Raw genomic sequence first — 25,365 nt, forward strand, 5'->3', positions numbered from 1 at the left:
GGCTCGGCGATGATGTGGTCCTGGAGGCTTACTGCTTTGCTTCCACGGTGGCCCATGCTTTGGCTTGCAGTGCCTTGGCACGCTCGTCGTATTTAGCATCGATGAGCTTCATTTCATCGTCGGTCACATCTTCAAATTCATTCTCAATCAGTTGGCGCGCGCGCTCGGCCGAAAGGGCCAGGATCGCGCCGAACTCGTCGTACGCCAGTGCGGCGAAAGCAGGCACGTTCTTGACACCCGCCAGGCCCAGCTTGCCGGCAACGACACGATCCATTTCTTCGAAATTGATCAGTTCTTCGTCCATGCCTTCCAGACCTTCTTCGGAGGCGATCGCCTCGGTCACCAGTGCATCGCGCGCGCGGTTGCGCAGTTCGTTGACGGTTTCTTCGTCGAAGGATTCGATCTCGAGCATTTCGTTGATCGGCACGTAGGCGATTTCTTCCAGGCTGGCGAAACCTTCTTCCACCAGGATGTCGGCGACTTCCTGATCGACGTCCAGCTTTTCCATGAACAGGATGCGGGTCGCGGCAGTTTCCTGCGCCGATTTGTCGGCCGATTCTTCCGCCGTCATGATGTTGATCTGCCAGCCGGTCAGCTCTGCTGCGAGGCGCACGTTCTGGCCGCCGCGACCGATGGCGATCGCCAGGTTTTCTTCGTCGACGACGACGTCCATGGCGTGCTTTTCTTCATCCACGACGATCGAGCTGACGTTGGCCGGAGCCAGCGCGCCGATGACGAATTGCGCCGGATCTTCCGACCACAACACGATGTCGACGCGTTCGCCGCCCAGTTCGCCAGTCACGGCCTGCACGCGCGAACCGCGCATGCCGACACAGGTGCCGATAGGATCAATGCGCTTGTCGCTGGTGAAAACCGCGATCTTGGCGCGTACGCCCGGGTCGCGTGCAGCCGACTTGATTTCCAGCGAGCCTTGTTCGATTTCCGGAACTTCCAGTTCGAACAGCTTCATGATGAATTCAGGCGCATTGCGCGACAAGATCACTTGCGGACCGCGTGCATTGCGGTCGATGCGCAGGATATAGGCGCGGACGCGGTCGCCGATACGCAGGTTTTCCTTTGGAATGGTCTGATCGCGCGGCAGGCGGGCTTCGATCTTGCCGGATTCGACGATGGCGTCGCCGCGTTCCATGCGCTTGATCGTGCCGGTCACCAGCGAATCGCCGCGCTCGAGGAAGTCAGCCAGGATCTGTTCGCGTTCAGCGTCGCGGATGCGCTGCAGGACCACTTGCTTGGTGTCCTGGGCAAAACGGCGACCGAATTCTACGGACTCGATCGGCTCTTCGATGTATTCATCGACGGCGATGTCAGGAATCTGTTCCTTGGCTTCGAAGTGCAAAACTTCCTGGTCGGGCAATTGCAAACCTGCTTCGTCAGGCACCACGTGCCAGCGACGGAACGATTCGAATTCGCCGCTTTCGCGGTCGATCGACACGCGGATGTCGACTTCGCCTTCGTAGCGTTTCTTGGTAGCTTGCGCGAGCGCATGCTCCAGTGCTCCGAAGACCACATCCTTATCGACGTTCTTTTCGCGCGCCAGCGCATCGACCAATAACAAAACTTCGCGACTCATGCTTTGCGACTCCTAAAATCCACTTTCGGCACCAGGCGTGCCTTATCCACATCGGCGAGCGTAAAGTCCAACAACGCTGCCGACCCATCGTTTGCTTCAAATTCCAGTTTTAAATTCTCGCCCTCGGGCGCCCGCAAGATGCCTTGGAACGACTTGCGGTTGGCTGCGCCCGGCATCGGCATGCGCAGCTTGACGATTGCTTCCTGATCGGCAAAGCGCACATAGTCGCTGAGCTTCTTCAGCGGGCGATCAAGCCCGGGTGATGACACTTCCAGCCGTTCGTAGTTGACGTTTTCGACCGTAAACACGTGCAACAGCTGATGCGTGACTTTTTCACAATCCTCGACCGTGATCGGGCCCTTGTCGGCGTCGGCGAACGGGAAATCGATAAACACGCGCACCAGACCGCGGTCCGCTTTCTCGAGGTCGACCAGTTCGTAGCCCATGCCCGACAGGGTGGTTTCAATCAGATCCAGCAATTGCAAGGAAATCTCTCCGCGCTTCGTTCTGCGCATTTAAAACGCCAGCACAGACACGTCAATTTGTTCAGCAAAAAAAAAATGGGCATCTGCCCATCGTTCTTATCGTTTATTCAACTACAGACCGCTTCACGATGTATTTCGCCGTGAAGACACCCCGTTAACTTGCGCATTATAACCGATTACGGTATGTCCGGCAATTCAAGATTGCCGGACATACCGCAGACAGCCCGATATTTCCAAAAAGAAATTCCAGAGCAATCAAAGACTTATCCGCGTCGACGACGCTGCTGACCGCCCGCGCCCATCCCTTGCCCGGGCATACCACCACCGCCACCGCCGCCGCCATTGCGTTGCGGGCGGTTATGACGACGTTGACCGGCGTCCGGGAAGCCCAGCGCCGTCTGCAACGGGTCAGGCTGACGCGGCTTGTTGCTCTGCGGACGCCCTCCCTGTCCTTGACGCGAACCCTGGCCTTGACCCTGACGCGCCCCCTGCCCTTGACCTTGCCAGGACGGTTGCTGGTCGCGACGCGGACCACGTGGCTGCATCGGATTGGCGTTGGCGTTGCTGCGCGGCTGGCTGTCGCCGTTGCCACGATTGTCGCTGTTGCCACGATTATCGCCGTTGCGATTGCCGCCGCCTTTGGACTTGCCCGACGGCGCTTCGGCGCCGCCTGTTTTTTCCAGACCGCACACCGTCAGCAGCGTGCGCACGGCGTTTTCTTCCAGTTCTTCCCAACGACCGCGCTTCAAACCTTGCGGCAGCGTCATGACGCCGTAACGGGTACGAATCAGGCGCGACACGGTCAGGCCGATGGCTTCGAACATGCGGCGCACTTCGCGGTTACGGCCTTCGCCGATAGTCACGCGGTACCACTTGTTGACGCCTTCGCCACCGCCGTCGGCGATTTTGGAAAACTGCGCCACGCCGTCATCGAGCTCGACGCCGTGCAGCAGCTTCTGGCGCATGCCTTGCTCCAGCTCGCCCAGCGTACGCACGGCGTATTCACGCTCGATGTTGTAGCGCGGGTGCATCAGGCGGTTTGCCAGATCACCGGAAGTTGTAAACAACAGCAAACCTTCGGTGTTGAAGTCGAGGCGACCGACGGCCAGCCACTTGGCCGCCTTCATGTTTGGCAGGCGATCAAATACCGACGCGCGGCCTTCGGGGTCGTTATGACTGACGATTTCGCCGGCCGGCTTGTGATACACAAGTACGCGCGGCGGTTTCTTGCTGACTTTGCGCTGCAGCAACTTGCCGTTGATGCGGACCTGGTCGGTCGGCAGGATGCGTTGACCGATATGGGCAGGCTCGCCGTTGACCGACACGCGGCCGGCCACGATCAGCTCTTCCATGTCGCGGCGCGAACCGAGACCGGAATCGGCCAGCACTTTGTGCAGTTTGGGCGCGTCGTCTTCCGACGTCAGGTCGCGGCGGCCGTTCTTGCCGCGCAGCTGATGCGTGCCGCGCGCGCCGCTGCGGGCGCCGTCTTCCTTGTCGTAGGCGTCGGAGGTGACGAACGAAAACACGTCGTCGCCGGCGTCATGCGAACGCAAACCCAGTTGCGGCGCTTTTGGCTTGCCGCCCTTGGCGAATGGTTTCTTGCCTTTTTGCTGGCGATTGCGATCCTGCCCCTGACCGTCGCGGCGCGATTCCGCCATGGCCTGGTCGGCCACAGGAACCGGCGCATTGGCATCTGCCTGAACCGGCTGCTCGTCGCCTGCAACCGTATTGTGTTGTTCGCCTTCACCGGCTTCAGCGGCGCGCTGCGCGGCGCGATTGTTGCGCAAAGCGCGCGGTCCGCGTACGCCACGGCGTGCAGGCTTGGTACGGGCGCTGTCGGTCGGCGCATCGAGCAGGACCGGCGCGGCAGTGACTTCTTCACCAATGGTGACGATGACTTTGGGAGCTTCTGCGGTAACGGCCTCGGCGACCGGAGCGGCATCGGCAACCACCTTCTTGACGCGCGGCGCACGCTTCTTCGGCGCGGGCGCATCGGCGGCGGCATCAGCTGCGACCGGCGCAGGCGCAGCCGTTTCAGCCGGCGCTTCCGCAGCGACGACCTTTTTGGCACGCGGCTTGGCCGGCGCCTTGGCGGGCTTTTCGGCCGGCGCTACTTCGGCGACGACGTCTTCCGCCGCAACTTTCTTGGTGCGCTTGCGGACCGGCTTGGCAGCGGTGGCGTTATCGGCTGCGGCGCCGAGCAGGTCTACCTGCTGATCATCATTGGAACTAGATGGTTTCATTATTTGAATCGCGGTTATTCAGACCGGGCGCGGCGTCACTTGCGTGGCCGGAGGCGGGGTCGTTGGTGTGAATGTCTTCAGCAGAAGCAGGGCTTTCAGCCTGCGCTTCTTCGTGATTGGCGACGCTTGGTGCGATGGCATCCACGTCATTCTCGATGTCTTCTCCGGGAATTTCTTCCACGGCAGCTCCGGCAGCCGTCTCTTCAGCCACATCGGCGGCTTCGGCTACATCCGTTGCATCCGCCTCGTCGGCGAACTCAGCCGGTTCGGCAACTTCTTCGGTCGTCAGTTCCACGGCAATGCCGTCGGCAACTTCGGCAATCTCGGCCGCGTCGACAGATTCAGCAGATTCGCCGGCGGCGGGAATAGCAGCAGCAGCAGCAGCAGCAGCCTCCGCTTCGCCTTGGGCAAGCAGATCGGCCTGCATGCCTGCTTCCAGCGCCTGCAATTCCAGCAATGCACCCGGATCGACTACACCGTCCTTGGTCACGGTCTTCAACGGCGGCAACTGATCCAGCGAAGTCAGACCGAGGTCGTCGAGGAACTTCCTGGTCGTCGCAAACAGCGCCGGGCGGCCTGGCACGTCGCGATGGCCGATGGCCTCGATCCAGGCGCGGTCTTCCAGCAACTTGACGGTCTGGGTACTGACCGTCACGCCGCGAATCTCTTCGATGTCGCCGCGGGTGACCGGCTGGCGATAGGCAATGATGGCCAGGGTTTCAAGCGTGGCGCGGGTATATTTCGGCGGCTTTTCCGGATTCAGGCGATCCAGGTAGACCTTCATGTCGGCCCGGCTCTGGAAACGCCAGCCTGTCGACAGGCTGACCACTTCCACGCCCTTGTCGATCCAGTCTTCGCGCAGTTCTTCCAGCATCTGCCGGATGATGTCCGCAGTTATTTCACTGACGGCATCGTCACCTGAGACATAAAGCTTCTTCAGTTCGTTGATTGATAATGGCTCGTGGGCACATAGCAATGCTGTTTCGAGGACTTTCTTGGCCTCAATAGTATTCATGTACGACTCGTGTGCGGCTTGTTTAATAAAAGTTCGCGGCTGACTATTCGATATATCGGAGATACGGACTATACGAAGCCTGGCTGCGCGGGTTGAGTTTCATCACAGCGCCAACGGTGCTGCCAGGTTGTCGAACCTGAATATGCTGCCTGATGCTGTTGGTGCTGCTTCCCGGCGCTCGATTTATAGGAGGTTGAAGATGAGCGGGAAAATAAGGCTTGGTTGCGAACACAGAATCTTGAGTTCCCAGATTCTCGCACCATTTCAACTTTTGACCTTGCAGGCGGCGCCGAGCTGAGTTTTCGGGTGGCCGGAGGCAAAATGCAAAATATACTGCGCGGAGTTTAGCACAAAGGTCCGGACGGTTGTCGTCTCAATCGCGTAGCGTTGCAGCAGTCAGACAGTATTGGCGACGTAACTGAAAGGCAACAAGTCCCGGCTGCCGCGCGGTTGGCCGGGTCAGCCGGCCGCCTTCTTTTCCAGCTCCAGCCGGCGCGTAAAATCCTCCGCCGGCATCGGCTTGCCGAGCAGATAACCCTGCACCTCGTCGCAGCCGTTTTCCAACAGGAAGTTGTATTGCTCCTGGTCTTCCACCCCTTCGGCGATCACCCGCAGGTTGAGGATGTGGCCCAGAGAAATCACCGCCTTGACGATCGCCGCGCTATCGGCGTCGCGGGCGATATCGCGCACAAAGGACTTGTCGATCTTCAGCGCATCCACCGGGAAGCGGCGCAGGTAGCTCAGGCTCGAATAGCCGGTGCCGAAGTCGTCCACCGACACCTGCAAACCCAGGCGCTTGAGTGCATTGAGCGTGGCGACGGTCTTTTCGGCATCCTTCATGACGACGTTTTCGGTAATTTCGAGCTCCAGCCAAGCGGCGGCGAGGCAGCTCTCGGCCAGCACCTGGCGCACAAACTCGGGCAGATTCTGGTCGAGCTGGCGCGGCGACAGGTTCACCGCCACCGGAATCGGCACCAGACCGGCGTCCTGCCATGCCTTGTTCTGGGCACAGGCGGTACGCAACACCCATTCGCCGATCGGCACGATCAGGCCGGCTTCTTCCGCAAACGGGATGAAACGGTCCGGCGGCACCATGCCCTGGTCCGGCGTGATCCAACGGATCAGCGCCTCGGCGCCGATGATGCGACCGCTGGCCAGGCTGATCTTGGGCTGGTAATACAGCTTGAATTCATCGCGGTCGAGCGCGCGCCGCAGACTGACCAGCATTTCCAGGCGATTGCTGACCTGCGCGTCCATCCAGCCGGCGAAATACTGGAAGTTGTTGCGCCCCAGCTCCTTGGCCTTGTACATGGCCGAATCGGCGTTCTTGAGCAGCGTTTCGACATCGCGGCCGTCGGTCGGACAGCGACTCACGCCGATGCTGCAGGTGACGTGGAATTCGCGATCACCTACCACCCACGGCCGCGCCACGGCGGTCAGGATGCGCTGCAGGACTTCGGTGATGCGGTTTTCGTCTGGCTGATTCTGCAGCACCAGCACGAATTCGTCGCCGCCCTGACGCGCCACCATGTCGGTTTCCCGCACGCAGGACACCAGCCGCTGAGCCACGGTCTTGAGCAATTCGTCTCCGACCTGATGACCGAGACTGTCATTGATGAATTTGAACTGGTCGAGATCGACGAACACCACCGCCGTCAGCGTGCCCTTTTGCCGCGTGCTCTGGATCGCGCGCTGCAAGTGGCTGTGCAGCATGGTGCGGTTGGGCAGCCCGGTCAACGCATCATGCGTGGCCTGATGACGGATTTCGGCTTCGTACAACTTGCGTTCGGTGATGGCTTCGACGGTGCCTTCATAAAACATCAGGGTGCCGGCCTCGTCGCGCACGGCGCGGGCGTTTTCGGAGATCCAGATGATCTCGCCGTCGCGACGGTAGACGCGCGATTCGAAGTTCGACACCGAACCGAAGTCGGCCATCATGCGCATGAATTCAGTGCGGCGCTCCGGCTCCACATACAGCTGATGCTTGATGTCGCGCAGGCTGACGATCAGGTCATCTGCCGACTTGTAGCCGTAGATGCGCGCCAGCGCCGGGTTGACCGCAATGTAGCCGCCGTCCGGGGTCGACTGGAACACGCCTTCGATGGCGTTTTCAAAGATGCTGCGGTAACGCCGCTCCGCTTCCAGCAAGGCTTGGTCTGCCTCCTTGCGTGCGGTCACATCCTGCACGTAGCCTTCCAGCGCATCCAGCGTTCCGGCGGCATTGTAGATGCCGACGCCGCGCTCCCACACCCAGCGCATTTCGCCGTCGGCGCGCACGATGCGGTATTCGAGCTCGAAGCGGCGCTTACCGTCCAGGCAGGACTGGATGGTCTGGCGCACCTTTTCGCGATCGTCGGGATGGGTAATATCTTCGTACGAGATACGGTGATTGAACAGCAGGTCTTCGGGTTGGTAACCGGTCAGCTCCAGACAGCCCTCGCTGACGAATTCCATGGTCCATTCTTCGTCGTCGCGGCAGCGATACACCATGCCGTCCAGATTGGCCAACAAGGTTTCAAGCAAGCGCGGTGGCCTGGCAATGGACGTGATGGCGGCAGCATTGTCAGGCGGAATCACGGAAGCGACGATCTTCATAAATGGGTTACACAATCAATGCCAGACGGCAACAACGAAAGGGAACGAACGGAAAACCAATGGAAACAGCAATTGATGTAGCGGACTACACGACGCCTAAGTAGTGGTGCGTGCTTTTTTTGATCACAATAAGCAATAACAATGCCACTCAACGATCCGCCCCGCCGGAGCAGGCCCAGCACAAACTCTTGAGTATGTATATCCAGAAAGCAATACCCGTGCCGCTTTGCGGCCGATGCGTCAGCATGACAACGCACCAACTTGGCGCACATCTGAAGCGGCAGTGATTGCCGTAAACACCATTCTTTTCGACCCATACCGCCACCTTGGCAGCAGTAGAATCCCAACACCGCCTGACAAACAACAAAAAGGACGCTGGTATGTGGGCAACTCGTTACCTGATCTTGTGGTTCATGATTTTTCTGACGCTGGCGCTGGCCATCCTCGCCTCGGACCATATGGTCAGCTGGTGGTGGGCCGCAGCGCCGCTGGTGCTGAGTGTGATCGGCGTGCGCGACATCGTGCAACGCCGCCATGCAGTGCTGCGCAACTATCCGCTGATGGGCCATTTCCGCTTCATGTTCGAAGCGATCCGTCCGGAACTCCGCCAGTATTTCTTTGAAGGTGAAAACGACGGCGCGCCATTCACACGCAAGAAGCGCAGCGTGGTCTACCAGCGTGCCAAGGCGGACGTCGACAGCCGCCCGTTCGGCACCGAGCTCGACGTCAAGCTGGCCGGCTACGAATGGATCGGCCACTCGCTGTCGCCGACCAAGATCGCCAGCCACGACTTCCGCGTCACCGTCGGCGCAGGACTCGCGCAACCGTATTCGATGTCAGTCTTCAACGTCTCGGCGATGAGCTTCGGCTCGCTGTCTTCCAACGCCATCCGCGCGCTCAATCAAGGCGCAAAAAAAGGCAACTTCGCGCATGACACCGGCGAAGGATCCATTTCGGCCTATCACCGCGAATTCGGCGGCGACCTTGTCTGGCAGATCGCCTCGGGGTATTTCGGCTGCCGCCATCCGGACGGCAGTTTCGACGAAGAAAAATTCACAGTCCAGGCCAACGCGCCGCAAGTGAAAATGATCGAAGTGAAGTTGTCGCAAGGCGCCAAGCCGGGCCACGGCGGCGTGCTGCCGGCGGCCAAGATCACACCGGAAATCTCTGCCACGCGTGGCATCCCGATGGGTGTCGACTGCATTTCGCCGGCGGTGCACTCGTCGTTCTCATCACCGATCGGCTTGCTGCAATTCATAGAAAAACTGCGCACGCTGTCGGGCGGAAAACCCACCGGCATCAAGCTGTGCGTCGGCCATCCCTGGGAATTCTTCGGCATCGCCAAGGCCATGCTGGAAACCAATATCGTGCCCGACTTCATCACCGTCGACGGCGCTGAAGGCGGCACCGGCGCCGCGCCGCTGGAGTTCACCGACCACGTCGGCATGCCGCTGCAGGAAGGCCTGCTGATGGTGCACAACACGCTGGTCGGCATCGGCATGCGCGACCGCGTCAAGATCGGCGCCAGCGGCAAGATCATCACCGCCTTTGACGTCGCCCGTACGCTGGCGCTCGGCGCCGACTGGTGCAACTCGGCGCGCGGCTTCATGTTCGCGCTCGGCTGCATCCAGTCGCAGAGCTGCCACACCGACCGCTGTCCTACCGGCGTGGCGACACAGAACCCGACGCGCGCGCGTGCGCTGGTGGTGCCGGACAAGGCCGAACGCGTCTACCGCTTCCACCAGAGCACGCTGCACGCACTGCAGGAACTGGTGCAGGCGGCCGGCTTGCCGCACACCTCGGCGCTGCGTCCGTTCCACATCGTCCACCGCATCAACGATCATGAAATCCAGCTGCTGTCGGAGATGCTCAAATACCTGGAACCGGGCGACCTGATCACCGGCAATTACCGTTACCAGGTCTACGAAAAATACTGGCCGATCGCACGTGCCGAAAGCTTCCATCCGGAAATCGGCAGCGCCTTCCACTGACTTGTTTTACGCGGCGTGGCCAGAATGGCACGCCAATGAAAAACGCCCGCAATTGCGGGCGTTTTTATTTTCAACTGATCTGCGAAATTATTTACGCTTCATGAAGAAAATGAATTCCTGATTCTCTTGCGACTGCGACAGCAAATCGTTGCCGGTCTGCTTGGCGAAGGCCTGGAAGTCGCGCACCGAACCGGTGTCGGTCGCCGTCACGCGCAATACCTGACCGCTCGACATGTCGGCCAATGCCTTCTTGGTTTTCAGTATCGGCAGCGGGCAATTCAGGCCCCGTGCATCCAGCTCTCTGTGAAATTCAATAACCATACTGTGAATCAAAAATTCCTAGTGATCGTTCGAGAATTCTACTCCAACCTGAACCGCCTTGGTGCGTCGCAACATACTATGTTGTATTTCGCGCACTACTGTTGTGCAGGGGAAACTAGCGGGGTGGATGAGCCGGCGAATTCCACGAACTGGACCGGCAAATCATGCCGCCGCATCCACTCCGCCACAGCGTATCCCGTACCCGCAGGCCAAGGCCGCAAATCGGGTGGCGCCACCAGGCGATACTCCAGCAATTCCGGCGACAACTTGATCTGGCCCGAGGCTTTCACGTGATACGCAATGATCAGTTCATTCTTGCGCATGAACTCATAAACGCCGATCAGGGTGATCTGGTTGGCATCCAGATCGGTTTCTTCTTTAATTTCTCGCGCAATGCCCTGCTCCGGCGTTTCGTCGCGCTCCATGAAGCCGGTAATCAGCGCGAAACGGCCTTCCGGCCATGCAGCATTACGCGCCAGCAACATCTTGCCGTCGATCTCGACCAGCGCCGCCAGCACCGGCAAGGGATTATCCCAGTGGGTCCAGTGACCTTCGGGACAGGCAAGCCGCAGCTTGCCCGCCTCTTGCTCGTCGGCGCGCATCACCAGCGAGGCGGCGCAGACGGGGCAGAACTTGAAGTCGCTCATGGGCGTATCCGCGCTCAGGCTTTTGCGCCGACCCAGGCCGCGACGCCTTCCAGCGCCTTCGGCAAACCGCTTGGATCGGTGCCGCCGGCTTGCGCCATGTCGGGACGTCCGCCGCCCTTGCCGCCGACTTGCTGGGCGACGAAGTTGACCAGTTCACCGGCCTTGACCTTGGAAGTCGCATCGGCAGTGACGCCGGCGATCAGACTGACCTTGCCGTCCTTGACCGAAGCCAGCACGATGGCCGCTGTCTTGAGCTTGTCCTTGAGCTTGTCCATGGTTTCGCGCAGCGTGGCGACATCGGCGCCTTCCAGCGTCGCCGCCAGCACCTTGATGCCGTTGACGTCGACCGCTTGCGTGAGCAATTCGTCACCCTGGTTGGACGCCAGCTTGGACTTCAGCGAGCTCAATTCTTTTTCCAGCGCCTTGACGTGATCCTGCACCTGCGCGATGCGCTGAGTCAGTTCTTCCGGTTGCGCCTTCAGGGCCGCAGCCGCCTCGGCAACACGATTGCTCAAGGTCTGCACCAGCGCCAGTGCGCCTTCGCCGCTGACGGCTTCGACGCGGCGGATGCCCGCTGCAACGCCGCCTTCGGCAACGATCTTGAACAGGCCGATATCGCCGGTGCGCGACACGTGCGTACCGCCGCACAGTTCACGCGAGGAACCGATCGACAGCACGCGCACTTCGTCGCCGTACTTCTCGCCGAACAGTGCCATTGCGCCGGCGCCGACGGCGGCGTCGTAGCCCATCAGCTTTGCTTCTGTGGCGACATTGGCGAGAATTTCGCGATTGACGATTTCTTCGACGCGGCGGATTTCATCGGCGCTCATCGGCGCGTTGTGGCTGAAGTCGAAACGCGTCTTGTCGGCGTCGACCAGCGACCCCTTTTGCGACACATGGTCGCCCAGCACTTCGCGCAGCGCCTTGTGCATCAGGTGGGTGGCCGAGTGATTGCGCATGGTTTGCGCGCGCTGCTCGCCGTCGACCCGGGCGTCCACGGTGTCGCCCACCGCCAGCGAACCCTTGACCAGGCTGCCGTGATGACCGAACACGTCGGGTTGAATCTTTTGCGTATCGGCCACTGCGAACAGGGCATCGGCGGCTTCGAGCACGCCGGCGTCGCCCGACTGGCCGCCCGATTCGGCGTAGAACGGCGTGGTATCGAGCACCACGATAGCGTCCTGCCCGGCTTCGACCTTGGCGACTGCGCTGCCGTCAACGTACAGCGCAGTGACCTTGGCCTGCTGCGTCAGCGCGTCATAGCCGACGAATTTGGTCTTGTCGCCGCTGTATTCGATGCCGGCGGCCAGCTTGAACTTACCGGCGGCGCGGGCCGTCGATTTCTGGCGCTCCATGGCCGTGGCGAAACCGGCTTCATCCAGTTCGACATTGCGTTCGCGGCAGATGTCGGCGGTCAGGTCGAGCGGGAAACCATAGGTGTCGTACAGCGTGAAGGCAGTCTCGCCGTCGAGCTTGGCGGCGTTTTTAGCCAGCGCGGCTTCGAGGATCTTCATGCCGTGTTCCAGCGTTTCGCCGAAACGTTCTTCTTCCTGCTTGAGGACTTGTTCGACGCGCGCGGCGGCGGCCGGCAGTTCCGGATAGGCAGCGCCCATTTCGGCGACCAGGTCCTTGACCAGCTTGTAGAAGAACGGCTGGGTCTGGCCCAGCTTGTGGCCGTGACGCAGCGCGCGGCGGATGATACGGCGCAGCACATAGCCGCGGCCTTCATTGCCGGGAATGACGCCGTCGACGATCAGGAAGGACGTGGCGCGGATGTGGTCGGCGATGACCTTGAGCGAATTGTTTTCCAGATCGGTGACATTGGTCTCGCGCGCAGCGGCCTTGATCAGTTTCTGGAACAGGTCGATCTCGTAGTTGCTGTGCACGTGCTGCAGGATAGCAGCCAGACGCTCCAGGCCCATGCCGGTGTCGACGCACGGCGCCGGCAGCGGGGTCAGCGTGGCTTCGCCGGTCTTCGGATCGATCTGGCGGTCGAACTGCATGAACACGTTGTTCCAGATTTCGATGTAACGGTCGCCGTCCTGCTCCGGGCTCCCCGGAGGACCGCCCCAGACGTCGGGACCGTGGTCGTAGAAAATTTCCGAGCAGGGACCGCAGGGGCCGGTGTCGGCCATTTGCCAGAAATTGTCGGAAGCATAAGGCGCACCCTTGTTGTCGCCGATGCGCACGATGCGCTCTTTCGGCAGGCCGATGACCTTGTGCCAGATATCGTAGGCTTCATCGTCGGTTTCATAGACGGTGGCCCACAGTTTTTCCGCAGGCAGGCCGTAGACCTTGGTCAGCAGCTCCCAGGCCCAGACCAGCGAGTCGTGCTTGAAATAGTCGCCGAAGGACCAGTTGCCCAGCATTTCGAAGAAGGTGTGGTGACGCGCGGTGTAGCCGACATTTTCCAGATCGTTGTGTTTGCCGCCGGCGCGCAGGCAGCGCTGCACGGACGTGGCGCGCACGTAATTGCGCTTGTCGGTGCCCAGGAACACGTCCTTGAACTGGACCATGCCGGAGTTGGTAAACAACAAGGTGGGGTCGTTGCCCGGCACCAGGCTGGACGAACGGACAATGGTGTGTCCCTTGGATTCAAAGAATTTCAGAAACTTGTCGCGGATTTCGGCTGAGTTCATGTTCTAGGACTGTAAAGAAAACGGTGCAAAAATGATGTGGCAGAGAAGGCTGTTGTAAACCGGCTGCTGTGAACCCGTGATTATACGTGATTAGCCCTCCCGCAATCATGGTCGGCAAGGCCTGCTGGACGTTTGCCCGATGTTTGCCGCAAGTCAACACGGCCGATCGGGAAAAAGACGTAAAAAAACCCGTTCGGATTGCTCCCAACGGGTTAATGGCGATATCAACCTGCAACCTGAATCAGACCGGTCTCGGAATCCTCCGACCTATCCCCATCACGACTTGCCTGGTCAAAACCCCCTCCGGTAAATCAAGCGCCTTGATACAGCTTGCTGTTCTTGCTCTTCTTGGCGTGTTTCTTGTGCTTCTTGTGCTTTTTCGCGTGTTTCTTGTGCTTGGCGTGCGGCGCCTTGGCTGCCGGTGCTGCAGGTGCAGTTGCTGCAGGAGCGCCAGGCGCTGCGGCAGGAGCATTCTGTGCCAGGACAGGCATGGCGAAAGCGGCGACGAGTACGGCTGCCAGTAATTTATTCAATTTCATCTTTTCCTCTTAAGTTGGTTCTTACAAGCTCGCTGACGATTGTTTGTCACGTCCCCCGTCAATTCGGCGAATCCGCTCTGACATGCGGCCTGTCATTGCTGTAACGTCAGGATTCCGATTCGCGTTGACATAGTTTAAGCGGCGCGCACCAGAAATCCATTCAGGAATTACCTGATGTATTTCACCGCAGTTTTGCGGACTGGTTCGGCTTTTTTGGTGGCAGCGTGGTCTTTCTTGCCTGCCGTTTTGCTCGGCTGTTCTTTTTCCGCGACTGCGTGGTGCGGCCTGGCAGCCGGTGTGGCAGCCTGTTTGGCAACGTGACCGGCTTTTCCAGCATGCGCTTTCTGCGTTGCGTGCCCGGGATGCGGACGGGTCAATTTCTTGACAGGCGCCTTGCTTTTCTTCTGGACAGCTTTACTCGCCTTTACCGGTTTGGCCGGCTTGGTGGTGTGCGCCTTCTTGCCCGCCTTCGCTGCCGCGCCAGATTTTGGTGCAACTGCCGCCGGTGTCGCGGCGGTCTTTGCCGTTGCATGATCGCGCCGGTCTTGCAGGATCTGCGCCTCGCGCACGGTCAGCTTGCCGGCCTTGAGGTCGCGCACGATGCTGTCGTCGGTGTATTTCTTCTGGCTGTTGCCGGCCTGTGCGCCGGCGTTGCTGGTGATGACAATGGCGGCTGCCGCCGCCAGCATGCTGAGCATGCCCTTGGTTTTCATGATTCCTTGCTTCCCTGACTGGTTTCTCTTTGTTTCTCTTATTCTGCTTGAACCTGCTGGCGATCTGCAGCAAGAGGCCATCGGCCGGTGGCGGACGGAGCGCAGGAACCGGGATGTACTTTAGTACATGAAGATTCCGAGCACCGCCCGACGCAGGATCATGGCCTCGCAGTAAGATCGAAAGCAGGTTTTTATGCCGGGCCGATCAGGTCGATGCGGTCGGTGCAAAATCCATCTACGCCCCAGCCCAGAATCTCTTCCGCGCGGGCCGGGTCGTTGACGGTGTAGCAGAATAAACCATATCCCGCCTGTTTCACTGCCTGCGCCAGCTCCGGCGTCAGATTCTTGTGACTGGTGTGCAACGCCACCGCACCGAGCGCCTGCAAACGCGCTTCCCAGTCCGCGGGAATGCGATCGACCAGGAAGCCGCGCGGGATACCCGGCGCGGCGCGCTTGGCCGCCATCAGCGCGTCGAACGAAAACGACGAAAACAGCGGCAGCGTGCGGTCGTTCCGCCCCGGCACATGGGCGGCGATTTCAGCGGCGAAAAAGCGCGCCGTAATCTCGCCCGCCACTTCGCCGGTGCGCACCGCCCAGGCGTCGCCGGCCGGCTTGATCTCAATGTTCATCCAGATGCCGTTGGCACGGCTGAACTCCAACACCTGCTGCAAGGTGCAAACCGGCTCGCCGGCGTATTGCGGGCTATGCCAGCCGCCGGCGTCCAGCTGCTGCAATTGCGCCAGCGTGTGCTCGGCAACCTTGCCTTCGCCCGGCAACGTGCGGCCGAATACCGGGTCGTGCATCAATATGGCCTGCTCGTCGGCGGTCAGCATGACGTCGAATTCGACCGCGCGGAAACCGTGCTCCATGCCGCAGCGGAAGCCCGCCAGCGTGTTTTCCGGCGCCAGCGTGCCGCCGCCGCGATGCGCTGCTACTTTTGGATAAGGCCACATGTATTTCTCCCTGCAGAATTTAGTGCCGACATTCTATGCCGGGCGGCGGCACGATAACAGCATTTCATCAAGCCGATCCGACGCTTCGTCGCCGGACGGCTTTCCAAGCGTTGAATCGGGTTACCATTCCGTCATCAGAGAACTTACCGGATTGACTCAGAACTTTTCATGAACATTCCCGCTTCACGCTTACGCCTCATCCCGCCGGAATTGCTGCGCGGTCTGCTACCGACCATGATCATCAACCTGCTGTGTGCGCTGGTGGTCACTTACCTCATGCGCATCGGCGCCGGCTTTGTTGAAAACCTGGTGTTCTCGATCTGCATCGGCACCACGGCGATGGTGCTGATCGATTGCGGCCGCCTGCTGCTATGGGGCGAGGACGAGCCGAACAAGCCCGGCTTCCTGCTGATGCTGGTGATTTTCGCGCCCTTGTCGTTCGTCATCGGCAACATGATCGCCAGCTCCCTGCTCGGCTATCCGCTCAGGATCTTCACCACCGGCCAGGCCAACAACACCATCGGCGTGATCGTCCTGATCCTGCTGGCCTGCGTCGGCGCCACCCTGTTCTACTGGAATCGCGAAAAAATGGCCGCGCTCGAAGCGCGCAACGTCGTCATCGAGAAACAAGCCCTGCAAGCCCAATTGCAAATGCTGCAGGCGCAAATCGAGCCGCACATGCTGTTCAATACGCTGGCGACGCTGCAGACGCTGATTTCCAGTGAACCGATACGCGCGCAGCAAATGCTTGACCAGTTGATCCACTACCTGCGCGCCACGCTGTCGACCTCGCGCAGCGAACAGACCTCGCTGGGCCAGGAGTTCGACCTGATCAAGGCCTACCTCGGCCTGATGTCGCTGCGCATGGGCTTGCGCCTGACCTACACCTTGCAGTTGCCGGATGAGCTGCGACGCCAGCGCATCGCGCCGATGCTGCTGCAGCCGCTGGTCGAAAACGCCATCCGCCACGGCCTCGAACCCAAGATCGACGGCGGCGACTGCACCGTCAGCGTGACCAAACATCAGGAGTTGCTGATCATCAGCGTGTTCGACACAGGCAGGGGCCTCAACAGCACGGCCAGCTACAACCGTCCCGACAGCACTCACCTCGGACTTGAGAACATTCGCGCGCGCCTGGCTGTCTTGTATGGACCTGAGGCCGAGCTGACGCTGACGCACAATATTCCCGAAGGAACCGTCGCGCAGATCACCATTCCAATCTACGCTCTCAAGAAGTCCTACACCGAGCCCACTTAGTCTTAGCCCATCGACCATGCCAGCTACGTCGCCACCTGTCCGCGCACTGATTGCCGAAGATGAAGCCCTGCTCGCCGATGCCCTGTCCGCGCAGTTGCAACGATTGTGGCCCGGGCTGGAGATTGCCGGCATCGCGCCCAACGGCATGGCGGCCGTCGCGCAGGCGCTGGCGCTGCAACCCGACGTCCTTTTCCTCGACATCAGGATGCCCGGCCAGAGCGGCCTCGAGGCGGCGCGCGAACTGGCCGACGAATGGCCGGACAAGCGCCCGTTCCCCTTGCTGGTGTTTGTGACCGCCTACGATGATTATGCAATCCAGGCCTTTGAGCAGGCGGCGATCGACTACGTGCTCAAGCCGGCCAACGACGAACGCCTGGCGCTCTCGGTGGCACGCTTGCAGACGCGGCTGAAGGATAAGAATGATCAGGGACTGGAAAAGGTATTGGCGCAGTTGCGCAGCCTGGCGCCGGGAATACCCGCGGTGCAGGAGCGCCTGCGCATGATTCGCGCCGCCGTCGGCAACCAGATCAGGCTGATTCCGGTCGACGACGTGGTGTATTTCGAAGCCACCGACAAATACGTCAACGTCGTCACCGCCGACGGCGAAGCGCTGATCCGCACCAGCCTCAGGGAATTGATCCCGCAACTCGACCCCGAGCGTTTCTGGCAGGTGCATCGCGGCACCATCGTGCAGATTGCCGAAGTCGCCGCCGCACAACGCGACGACGCCGGCAAGCTGTCATTGAAACTGCGCAAGCGGCCCGAGATGCTGGCCGTCAGCCGCCTGTTTGCGCACCTGTTCCGGCAGATGTAGGCCGGCGACAAGCGACAATTTACAACGGACAATTCACAGCGACGGCTTGACCGTCATCAGCCACGCTGTTCCGAGCGGCAGCAGCGTCGCCAGCGTGCCGGCCACCGCCCATGCCAGCGCCAGACGCCAATAGCGCGCAGGAATCTCGGCATCGCGCAGCAACGGCGCCAGCAGCTTCGCCTGCGCCCGTTGCAAGGGAATCAGCACACCCACCCACAGCAATCCGGTCGCCGCAAACAAGCCATATGACCAACGCAGCCAGGGCAGCTCCGGTATGCCGGTTTGCGCCGCCAGCGCCCGCCCGGCCGCGGCCAGCAACAGCACGCCGCCGAACGTGAAGAACACATCCGCCCAGTTGGTCGCGCGCACGGCGAAGCGGATCACGGCCAGATCGCGGGTGCGATCGGCCATTACCTTCCAGAAGGCGGTGACGATGATATTGCCGAGAAACAGCACGACGCCCAGCAGATGCAGGGTCTTGAGCAAGCCGACAGACATGGAATTCTCCTGTTGATCCAATCAAATCAGGATTCCAGTATCTGCGGCGGCGGAAGAAGAAAACAGCGCGATGCGACGAAACGCCGCCCGCGCGGAGCGAATGGCAGCCGGCGATCAGCGACCGCCGTAATAACCGCCGCCACCGTAATACGGCCCATGGCGGTAATAACCACCGCCGTGGGGCGGGCCGACCGGGACCACGATGCAGGCCGACAGCGAGGTGGCGACCAATATGCCGGCAATGGCGAGTTTGAGCAGCTTCTTCATGACGTCCTCCTTGGACTTGACGATGAGCACAGCTTGCCAGCAAAGGAAAACGGCAGGTAATTCGCATCCGTATCAGGTGTAATCAATTATTTCCCGGCGTGTGCCTGCGGGAAGCGCTTTCAATGCGCCGCAAAACCCCGTCAACACCGCTTGCTGCGGTAAAATGTCTGCCTATACCTATATGTCTCCCCACAAAGCGTCCATGAGCAACGAACTGAAAAACGGTCACACTCCAGCACCATCCACCAATTTCCTGCGCGGCATCATCGAAGCCGACCTGGTTTCCGGCACGTATGCCGAACGCAGCGACAAGCAGGGTCAGGCCCTGCCGCAGGTAGTGACCCGCTTTCCACCCGAGCCGAACGGCTACCTGCACATCGGCCACGCCAAGTCGATCTGCCTGAACTTCGGCCTGGCGCGCGACTACAACGGCCGCTGCCACCTGCGCTTCGACGACACCAATCCGGAGAAGGAAGACCAGGAGTACGTCGACACCATCATCGACTCGGTCAAATGGCTGGGCTTCGACTGGGACCACAGCGGTCAGCCGCACCTGTACTACGCCAGCAATTACTTCGACGTCATGTACGCCGGCGCGCAAGCGCTGATCCGCAAGGGTCTGGCCTACGTCGATGAGCAAAACGCCGAACAGATGCGCGAAACCCGCGGCACGCTGACCGAACCCGGGACCGACTCGCCATGGCGCAACCGCCCGGCCGATGAATCGCTGCGCCTGTTCGAAGAAATGCGTGACGGCAAGCACGCCGACGGCACGCTGATCCTGCGCGCCAAGATCGACATGGCCAGCCCCAACATGAATCTGCGCGATCCGGCCATCTATCGCATCCGCCACGCCACCCATCACAACACCGGCGACAAGTGGTGTGTGTACCCGATGTACAGCTACGCGCATCCGATCGAAGACGCGCTGGAAAGCATCACCCATTCGATCTGTACGCTGGAGTTCGAAGACCAGCGCCCGTTCTACGACTGGGTGCTGGAACGCCTGGCCGAAGAAGGTTTCTTCAAGAAGCCGCTGCCGCATCAATACGAATTCGCACGCCTGAACCTGACCTACATCATCACCAGCAAGCGCAAGCTCAAGCAACTGGTCGATGAGCACATCGTCAGCGGCTGGGACGATCCGCGCATGCCCACCATCGTCGGCCTGCGCCGTCGCGGGTACACGCCTGAAGCGATCCGCCTGATGTGCGACCGCACCGGCGCGTCCAAGAACAACAGCTGGATCGACTACAGCATCCTCGAAGGCGCGCTGCGCGACGACCTCGACCCGAAGGCGCCGCGCGCCGTCGCCGTGCTGCGTCCGCTCAAACTGATCATCGACAATTTCCCGGAAGGCCAGAGCGTCGAATGCAGCGCCCCGGTCTACCCGCCGGCGCATCCGCTGCATGACAGCGAGCACCGCCTGTTCCCGATCACCAAGAATCTGTGGATCGAGAAGGAAGACTTCATGGAAGTCCCGACCAAGGGCTACTTCCGTCTTTTCCCCGGCAACAAGGTGCGCCTGCGCTACGGCTATGTGGTCGAGTGCACCGGCTGCGACAAGGATGCCGACGGCAACGTCATCGCCGTGCATTGCAACTACTTCGAAGACAGCAAGAGCGGCACGCCCGGCAGCGCCAACTACAAGGTCAAGGGCAACCTGCACTGGGTCAGCGCCGACCATGCGCTGGAAGCTGAAGTGCGCCTGTACGATCGCCTCTTCACCGACGCCCATCCGGACGCCGGCGGCAAGGACTTCAAGCTGGCGCTGAACCCGTCTTCCAAGGAAGTCATCACCGCCTATCTGGAGTCGACGCTGAAGACCGCCGAAGCCGGCGCAATCTACCAGTTCGAACGCCACGGCTATTTCGTCGCCGACCGCGTCGACTCGGTTGCCGGCAAGCCGGTATTCAACCGCGCCGTCACGCTCAAGGACAGCTGGGTCGCCAAATAATCATTCCAATAATATTGTTCCCGCCGGCATCCCGGGACGCCGGCATTTTTTTGCGAGTCCACGATGTTTGAAACATTGCAAATCCAGCGCTTCTCGTTCGGCACGGTGTACAAGATCCTGTTCGTGGCCTCCACCTTCTCGATGGTGCCGCTGGCCATCCTGATGGGTTTGTTCGCCTTCTTCGGCGCCGAAACCATCGTCTGGAACGGCCAGCACCTGACCGGCCTGATGGGCCTGATCGCCTCGCCGTTCGTCGGCATCATGATGGCGCTGATCTTCACCGGCTTCCTCGGCACGCTGTTCGCCTGCGGCCTGTGGCTGTATTCGAAATTCCGTCCGCTCAATCTCAGTTATACAAAATAAAACCCGGACATGCGCAGGTGCGCATGCAGGCAACTCCACCAAAGGACAGCAACATGACCATCTCTTATTACAACGCTTCGGTACCCGTCTTCAAGCAAGGCCTCAACAGCCTCAAAGGCATCCTCGCCAAGGCGGAAGCGCATGCCACCGCAAAGAACATCGACGCCGACGCCTTCCTCAAGGCGCGCCTGTTTCCCGACATGCTGAACCTGACCCGCCAGGTGCAGATCGCCGCCGATTTCGCCAAGGGCGTGCCGGCGCGTCTGGCCAATGTCGAAGTGCCGCCGTACGAAGACAACGAAGCCAGCTTCGCCGATCTGCAAGCGCGTCTGGACAAGACCCTGGCCTTCATCGAAGCCCTCAAGCCGGAACAGTTCGACGGCGCCGCCGATCGTGAAATCGTGCTGCGTCCCGGTACGCCGAAAGAAAAGCGCTTCACCGGCGAAGCCTACCTGCTGCATTACGGCATCCAGCACTTCCTGTTCCACGTCACTACCGCTTACGACATCTTCCGTCACAACGGCGTCGAAGTCGGCAAGAGCGATTACATCGGCACTTACTGATCGTCAGCAGGAAGCGCCCGCGGTTCATCGCGGGCGATCAAATTGAATGGCACAGAGCGTATTGAAGATCCTTCCGTCGTTATTTGCGGAAGGATTTTTTTTGACAGGTGCTTCTGGTACCGAGCCAAACTTCCGCTGAAGCAATTTCAAATGTAATCAAATGCATTATCCGTTGGCGAGCGAAGAATTCTCGGTATAGTGCGATTGTCCCAAAATCGAAAAGAGTCACCACATGAAACGCTTCTTATACGCATCCGCACTCGCCCTCAGCTGCATGACGGTGCTCTTGCCCGGTCAGGCCGCGGCACAAGTCAGCGTCAACATCAATATCGGCACACCGCCTCCCCCGCCTCGCTATGAAGCGGCCCCTCCGCCACGCGGCGGTTATATATGGGCGCCGGGGTACTGGAACTGGAATGGCCATCGCCATGTATGGGTGCAGGGGCACTGGGAACGCATGCGCCGCGGCTATGAATATGACCGCCCTGAATGGCGTGAAGGACCACGCGGATGGGAGCTGCATCGCGGTGGCTGGCGCCGGGGTGAAGAACGTCATCGCGAACATGACCACGATGATCGTCATGACGGCCCTCGCTATCATTGCCCACCAGGGCAGGCAAAAAAAGGAAATTGCTGATCCTGGCCTCGTCAACCGGCAATCAGCCGGTTGGATCGCACAAAGCGCATCACTACGCTTTGTGCATTTCTTCGCAATCGGGTCGAATGTGATGAATATTATTTGACGAAACGATCCGCGATCACCAGATTTTCAGCCACTTCAGCAAAGCAACCGTGGCGACACCCAATCCCATCATCACCCACATCACCATCATGAACGAGGCCTCATCGTGCAGGCCTGGCAAACCCGCGACGTTCATCCCGAAAATGCCCGACACCAGCGTCGCCGGCATCAGCAGCGCGGTCAGGATCGACAAGGCCATCAGATTGCGGTTCATCTGTTCGGACATCTGCGAGGCGATTTCTTCCTGCAGCAACTTGGCGCGCTCATACAGCGCCTCCAGCGTCAGGTGCAGTTCATTGAGCTCATCGAGCGCGTGGTTGAGTTCTTCCAGCGCGGCGGTTGGCACCCAGGCCGGACGCAGACGATTGAGCTGATTCAGCAGGCGCCGCTCCGGCGTGATGTGACGCCGCAATTCCGCCAGCTGGCGACGAATCGCACTGAGTTCGCTGCGGTCTTCCGGCCGACGGTCCGACAGCACCGACTCTTCGATGTCGTCCACCTTGTCGTTGAGCGAGGCCACGCGTGCATCAAAGCCGTCCGCCAGGCAACGCAACAGCTCGGCAAACAATTCCATCGGGTTGTCGAACAGCGCGCCGTCGAGCACCTTCTGGCGCAGCATGTTGGTCGAACACAGCGGCTGCGTGCGCAAGGTCAGCAGACGGTTGCCGTCGAGGAAAAAGTGCAGTGCGCCCTTTTCGGTGCCGGTGTCGCCGATTTCCATCTTGAGGTCGGCCAACGTTCCGTAGGCGCCGTTGGCGGTGGTGTGCAGGCAGGGGTGTGTGTCGCTGCTGAGCAGGAATTCCGCGATGTGCTCGGGAATGTCGTCGCTGGTTTCCATCCAGTGACGGACCTTGACGTCGGCGGTCTTGACGTGCAACCAGCTGAACGCCGGCGCCGCAATCTTGCGCGCCATGACTTCATGCCACTTCAATTGGGTGGCGCGGCCCTCGTCGAAACGGAACGCGCAAATGAAGCCCGCTGGCTCGTACAGCAGGTGCAGGGCCTGGGGCGTATCCGGGGGATTGTGCATGGCGCGGCGCTATCGACGTGAAAACGCTGGATTCTACCGGCCGACTTTGACAATTTTGTGACAAGGCCGGCGCCATGGAGGCGCGCGGCCCGATTCTGAACGATTAGTAGTTGTAGTTACGGTTGGCGTAAGCATCGCGGGCGGCGTCGCATTGCGACATCTGCGCCTTGGACATGCCGGAGGTGCCGTTCATCTGGCATTGGTCGGAAATCGATTTGGCTTCATCCAGATGCTTGCGGAAATAAGCGTAATCTTTCTTGCCCGCCAACGCATCACACCCTGACAGCAAGGGAGCAGCGGCGACGCACAACAACGCGAGGGAATGTGTCAGAGAGATCTTCATACGGCGTGTTCCTGTTTTTTGAGTGATAAGCCGCGGCCGGCAAGAGGCAATTCCTTCTGGCGCATCGCAGTCCCCTTCCCGGTCCTGTTCCGATGCAAAGCAATTGCCACGCGTGAGTATAGTAAGTTCACGAACATTGCTCAATGGAAATCTGGCAAGTCCTTGGCAACCACGTGACAAGTTCGCGAAGATTGAATCGGTAAAACTTTGCATGTAAAAACGCGACCGTCAGGCCGCGTTTTAATTTCGACAACTTTATGCGCCGCGTTTTCTCAGCAAGGCATACAAGATGATCGCACCGAACGTGGCGGTACCGATGCCGCCCAGCGCGAAGCCGCCCAGTTTCAGCGTGAAGTCGCCCGCGCCCAGCACCAGCGTCACCGCTGCCACGATCAGGTTGGTATTGTTGGAGAAGTCGACTTTGTTCTCGACCCAGATGCGCGCGCCCGATACGGTGATCAGGCCGAACACCACGATCGACACGCCGCCCAGCACCGCGCCCGGAATCGTCAGGATCACCGCGCCGAACTTGGGCGAGAAGCCCAGCACGATCGCAATCACCGCCGCCACCACGAACACCAGCGTCGAATAAATCTTGGTCACCGCCATCACGCCGATGTTCTCTGCGTACGTGGTCACGCCGGTGCCGCCGACGCTGCCCGACAGGATAGTCGCCAGGCCGTCGCCGATGAAGGCGCGTCCCATGTACTTGTCGAGGTTCTGCCCGGTCATGGCGCTGACCGCCTTGATGTGGCCAAGGTTTTCCGCCACCAGGATGATCGCGACCGGAGCCAGCAAGGCCATGGCTTCCGCCTTGAACACCGGCGCTGCGAAGCCCGGGATGCCGAACCATGCGGCGTTGGCGACGGCGCTGAAATCGATCGGTTTACCGAGGCCGGCGCCGTTGGTCAGGATCGCGTAGATCACGTATGCCAGCAGCAGACCGATCAGAATCAGCAGACGCTGCATCATGCCGCGCGTGAAGACAGCCACCAGGCCCACGCACAACACCGTGCCGAGCGCCATCCAGGCGTCGAAGTTGTTGCCGGTCACGCCCTTGACCGCGATCGGCGCCAGGTTCAGGCCGATCACCGCGACCACCGAACCGGTCACCACCGGCGGCATCAGGGTTTCGATCCAGCGCGTGCCGACGATACCGACCAGGAAACCGATCAGCGTATACACCACGCCGCAGGCAACGATGCCGCCGAGCGCGACGCCGAGGTTGGTGTTCGGACCTTGTCCGGCATAGCCGGTGACGGCGATCACCAGGCCGATGAAGGCGAAGCTGGAACCGAGATAGCTCGGCACGCGACCGCCCACCAGCAAGAAGAACAGCAAGGTGCCGACGCCCGACATCAGAATCGCCAGATTGGGATCGAAGCCCATCAGCAGCGGCGCCAGCACGGTCGAACCGAACATCGCCACCACGTGCTGCACGCCCATGGCGACCGTTTGCGGCATCGGCAGGCGTTCGTCGGCCGCGATGACCTGTCCTTGTCCATCCGACGTGCCGCTGCGCACACGCCATTGTGGGAAATATGAACCCGCCATGAATTTCCTTCCGAGTGAAGTTGTTATCGGTCGTTCACTGGCTGAAAGCCGTGATGCGCCTTGTTATGGAATGACCGCTAGTGTATTGACGCAACGTCCAAATGACAATTGCCCCGGAGCCTTAAACCAGCGAAAAACGCAAAAAAAACGCGCGTCCGGCCGGGCTTGCGTTGTCCCGGTGCAGAATTCCCCGCCGTGGACCGGCACTGCCCCAATTTGGCCGCACCGGCGTGAAAGTTTTTCAG

23 protein-coding genes and 1 pseudogene are annotated in these 25,365 nt (G+C 60.4%); 8 read left to right on the top strand and 16 right to left on the bottom strand.

Going from position 1 to position 25,365, the window contains the following annotated elements; all coding sequences use genetic code 11:
- Positions 1 to 28 precede the first annotated feature (28 nt).
- From nusA to ACIROW_RS19310, 5 genes are all read right to left on the bottom strand, one after another.
- Positions 29 to 1,591 (bottom strand): transcription termination factor NusA, encoded by a 1,563-nt coding sequence (gene nusA, locus ACIROW_RS19290; protein WP_265211660.1) that lies wholly within the window; start codon positions 1,589 to 1,591, stop codon positions 29 to 31.
- Positions 1,588 to 2,076, bottom strand: a complete 489-nt coding sequence (gene rimP, locus ACIROW_RS19295) for a ribosome maturation factor RimP (protein ID WP_116434890.1) — start codon at positions 2,074 to 2,076, stop codon at positions 1,588 to 1,590. Before rimP ends, nusA begins: the two co-directional genes overlap by 4 nt.
- A 263-nt stretch (positions 2,077 to 2,339) precedes the next feature.
- Complete coding sequence (gene rluB / locus ACIROW_RS19300) at positions 2,340 to 4,319, bottom strand: 23S rRNA pseudouridine(2605) synthase RluB (protein ID WP_402278071.1); 1,980 nt, start codon at positions 4,317 to 4,319, stop codon at positions 2,340 to 2,342.
- The gene (scpB, locus tag ACIROW_RS19305; RefSeq protein ID WP_402278072.1) at positions 4,306 to 5,334 is read right to left on the bottom strand and encodes an SMC-Scp complex subunit ScpB; all 1,029 of its coding nucleotides are present in this window, start codon (positions 5,332 to 5,334) and stop codon (positions 4,306 to 4,308) included. Before scpB ends, rluB begins: the two co-directional genes overlap by 14 nt.
- A gap of 459 nt (positions 5,335 to 5,793) precedes the next feature.
- On the bottom strand, positions 5,794 to 7,929 hold the full coding sequence (locus tag ACIROW_RS19310) for an EAL domain-containing protein (protein WP_402278073.1): 2,136 nt from the start codon (positions 7,927 to 7,929) through the stop codon (positions 5,794 to 5,796).
- Between the two features lie 380 nt (positions 7,930 to 8,309).
- Here ACIROW_RS19310 and ACIROW_RS19315 point away from each other — a divergent pair, with 380 nt between their 5' ends.
- The gene (locus tag ACIROW_RS19315) at positions 8,310 to 9,920 is read left to right on the top strand and encodes an FMN-binding glutamate synthase family protein (protein ID WP_402278074.1); all 1,611 of its coding nucleotides are present in this window, start codon (positions 8,310 to 8,312) and stop codon (positions 9,918 to 9,920) included.
- Positions 9,921 to 10,007: 87 nt separating this feature from the next.
- On the opposite strand, the gene ACIROW_RS19320 is transcribed toward ACIROW_RS19315, so the two are convergent.
- From ACIROW_RS19320 to ugpQ, 6 genes are all read right to left on the bottom strand, one after another.
- Positions 10,008 to 10,241, bottom strand: coding sequence for a sulfurtransferase TusA family protein (locus ACIROW_RS19320; protein ID WP_007876134.1), 234 nt, complete (start codon positions 10,239 to 10,241; stop codon positions 10,008 to 10,010).
- A gap of 95 nt (positions 10,242 to 10,336) precedes the next feature.
- Positions 10,337 to 10,888 (bottom strand): NUDIX domain-containing protein, encoded by a 552-nt coding sequence (locus ACIROW_RS19325; protein WP_116434885.1) that lies wholly within the window; start codon positions 10,886 to 10,888, stop codon positions 10,337 to 10,339.
- Between the two features lie 14 nt (positions 10,889 to 10,902).
- Entirely contained in the window at positions 10,903 to 13,527 is a 2,625-nt protein-coding gene (gene alaS / locus ACIROW_RS19330; protein ID WP_402278075.1) for an alanine--tRNA ligase, read from the bottom strand.
- A 311-nt stretch (positions 13,528 to 13,838) separates the two neighbouring features.
- Positions 13,839 to 14,066: a hypothetical protein gene (locus ACIROW_RS19335; RefSeq protein WP_116434883.1), complete on the bottom strand. Its 228-nt coding sequence runs from the start codon at positions 14,064 to 14,066 to the stop codon at positions 13,839 to 13,841.
- 167 nt (positions 14,067 to 14,233) lie between these two features.
- Positions 14,234 to 14,779 carry a hypothetical protein gene (locus ACIROW_RS19340; protein ID WP_402278076.1) on the bottom strand — a complete coding sequence of 182 codons (546 nt, stop codon included), beginning with the start codon at positions 14,777 to 14,779 and terminating at the stop codon, positions 14,234 to 14,236.
- 191 nt (positions 14,780 to 14,970) lie between these two features.
- On the bottom strand, positions 14,971 to 15,732 hold the full coding sequence (gene ugpQ / locus ACIROW_RS19345) for a glycerophosphodiester phosphodiesterase (protein ID WP_402278077.1): 762 nt from the start codon (positions 15,730 to 15,732) through the stop codon (positions 14,971 to 14,973).
- A 168-nt stretch (positions 15,733 to 15,900) separates the two neighbouring features.
- Between ugpQ and ACIROW_RS19350 the strand changes: the two genes are divergently transcribed.
- Together ACIROW_RS19350 and ACIROW_RS19355 are read left to right on the top strand one after the other, a co-directional pair.
- Positions 15,901 to 16,989 (top strand): sensor histidine kinase, encoded by a 1,089-nt coding sequence (locus ACIROW_RS19350; protein WP_402278078.1) that lies wholly within the window; start codon positions 15,901 to 15,903, stop codon positions 16,987 to 16,989.
- 16 nt (positions 16,990 to 17,005) lie between these two features.
- On the top strand, positions 17,006 to 17,803 hold the full coding sequence (locus tag ACIROW_RS19355; RefSeq protein WP_402278079.1) for a LytR/AlgR family response regulator transcription factor: 798 nt from the start codon (positions 17,006 to 17,008) through the stop codon (positions 17,801 to 17,803).
- Between the two features lie 33 nt (positions 17,804 to 17,836).
- On the opposite strand, the gene ACIROW_RS19360 is transcribed toward ACIROW_RS19355, so the two are convergent.
- Positions 17,837 to 18,301: a DUF2269 family protein gene (locus ACIROW_RS19360; RefSeq protein WP_402278080.1), complete on the bottom strand. Its 465-nt coding sequence runs from the start codon at positions 18,299 to 18,301 to the stop codon at positions 17,837 to 17,839.
- A 114-nt stretch (positions 18,302 to 18,415) separates the two neighbouring features.
- Complete coding sequence (locus ACIROW_RS19365; RefSeq protein ID WP_016836593.1) at positions 18,416 to 18,568, bottom strand: hypothetical protein; 153 nt, start codon at positions 18,566 to 18,568, stop codon at positions 18,416 to 18,418.
- A gap of 202 nt (positions 18,569 to 18,770) precedes the next feature.
- Here ACIROW_RS19365 and ACIROW_RS19370 point away from each other — a divergent pair, with 202 nt between their 5' ends.
- From ACIROW_RS19370 to ACIROW_RS19390, 5 genes and pseudogenes are all read left to right on the top strand, one after another.
- Positions 18,771 to 20,525: a glutamine--tRNA ligase/YqeY domain fusion protein gene (locus ACIROW_RS19370; RefSeq protein ID WP_116434876.1), complete on the top strand. Its 1,755-nt coding sequence runs from the start codon at positions 18,771 to 18,773 to the stop codon at positions 20,523 to 20,525.
- A gap of 63 nt (positions 20,526 to 20,588) precedes the next feature.
- Positions 20,589 to 20,888, top strand: coding sequence for a hypothetical protein (locus ACIROW_RS19375; protein WP_402278081.1), 300 nt, complete (start codon positions 20,589 to 20,591; stop codon positions 20,886 to 20,888).
- A gap of 53 nt (positions 20,889 to 20,941) precedes the next feature.
- Entirely contained in the window at positions 20,942 to 21,451 is a 510-nt protein-coding gene (locus tag ACIROW_RS19380) for a DUF1993 family protein (RefSeq protein ID WP_402278082.1), read from the top strand.
- A gap of 274 nt (positions 21,452 to 21,725) precedes the next feature.
- A pseudogene (locus ACIROW_RS19385) lies at positions 21,726 to 21,872 on the top strand (hypothetical protein); the annotation flags it as partial.
- Positions 21,873 to 21,927: 55 nt separating this feature from the next.
- Positions 21,928 to 22,194 (top strand): hypothetical protein, encoded by a 267-nt coding sequence (locus tag ACIROW_RS19390; RefSeq protein ID WP_402278341.1) that lies wholly within the window; start codon positions 21,928 to 21,930, stop codon positions 22,192 to 22,194.
- A gap of 15 nt (positions 22,195 to 22,209) precedes the next feature.
- Here ACIROW_RS19390 and ACIROW_RS19395 read toward each other — a convergent pair whose 3' ends face one another.
- The 3 genes from ACIROW_RS19395 to ACIROW_RS19405 form a co-directional block, all read right to left on the bottom strand.
- Positions 22,210 to 23,223, bottom strand: coding sequence for a transporter (locus ACIROW_RS19395; protein ID WP_402278083.1), 1,014 nt, complete (start codon positions 23,221 to 23,223; stop codon positions 22,210 to 22,212).
- A 103-nt stretch (positions 23,224 to 23,326) separates the two neighbouring features.
- Positions 23,327 to 23,566: a hypothetical protein gene (locus ACIROW_RS19400; RefSeq protein ID WP_402278084.1), complete on the bottom strand. Its 240-nt coding sequence runs from the start codon at positions 23,564 to 23,566 to the stop codon at positions 23,327 to 23,329.
- Between the two features lie 255 nt (positions 23,567 to 23,821).
- Positions 23,822 to 25,120, bottom strand: coding sequence for a solute carrier family 23 protein (locus tag ACIROW_RS19405; protein WP_402278085.1), 1,299 nt, complete (start codon positions 25,118 to 25,120; stop codon positions 23,822 to 23,824).
- Positions 25,121 to 25,365 lie beyond the last annotated feature (245 nt).

Source organism: Herbaspirillum sp. NPDC101397, assembly GCF_044767325.1.
Classification (GTDB): domain Bacteria; phylum Pseudomonadota; class Gammaproteobacteria; order Burkholderiales; family Burkholderiaceae_D; genus Herbaspirillum.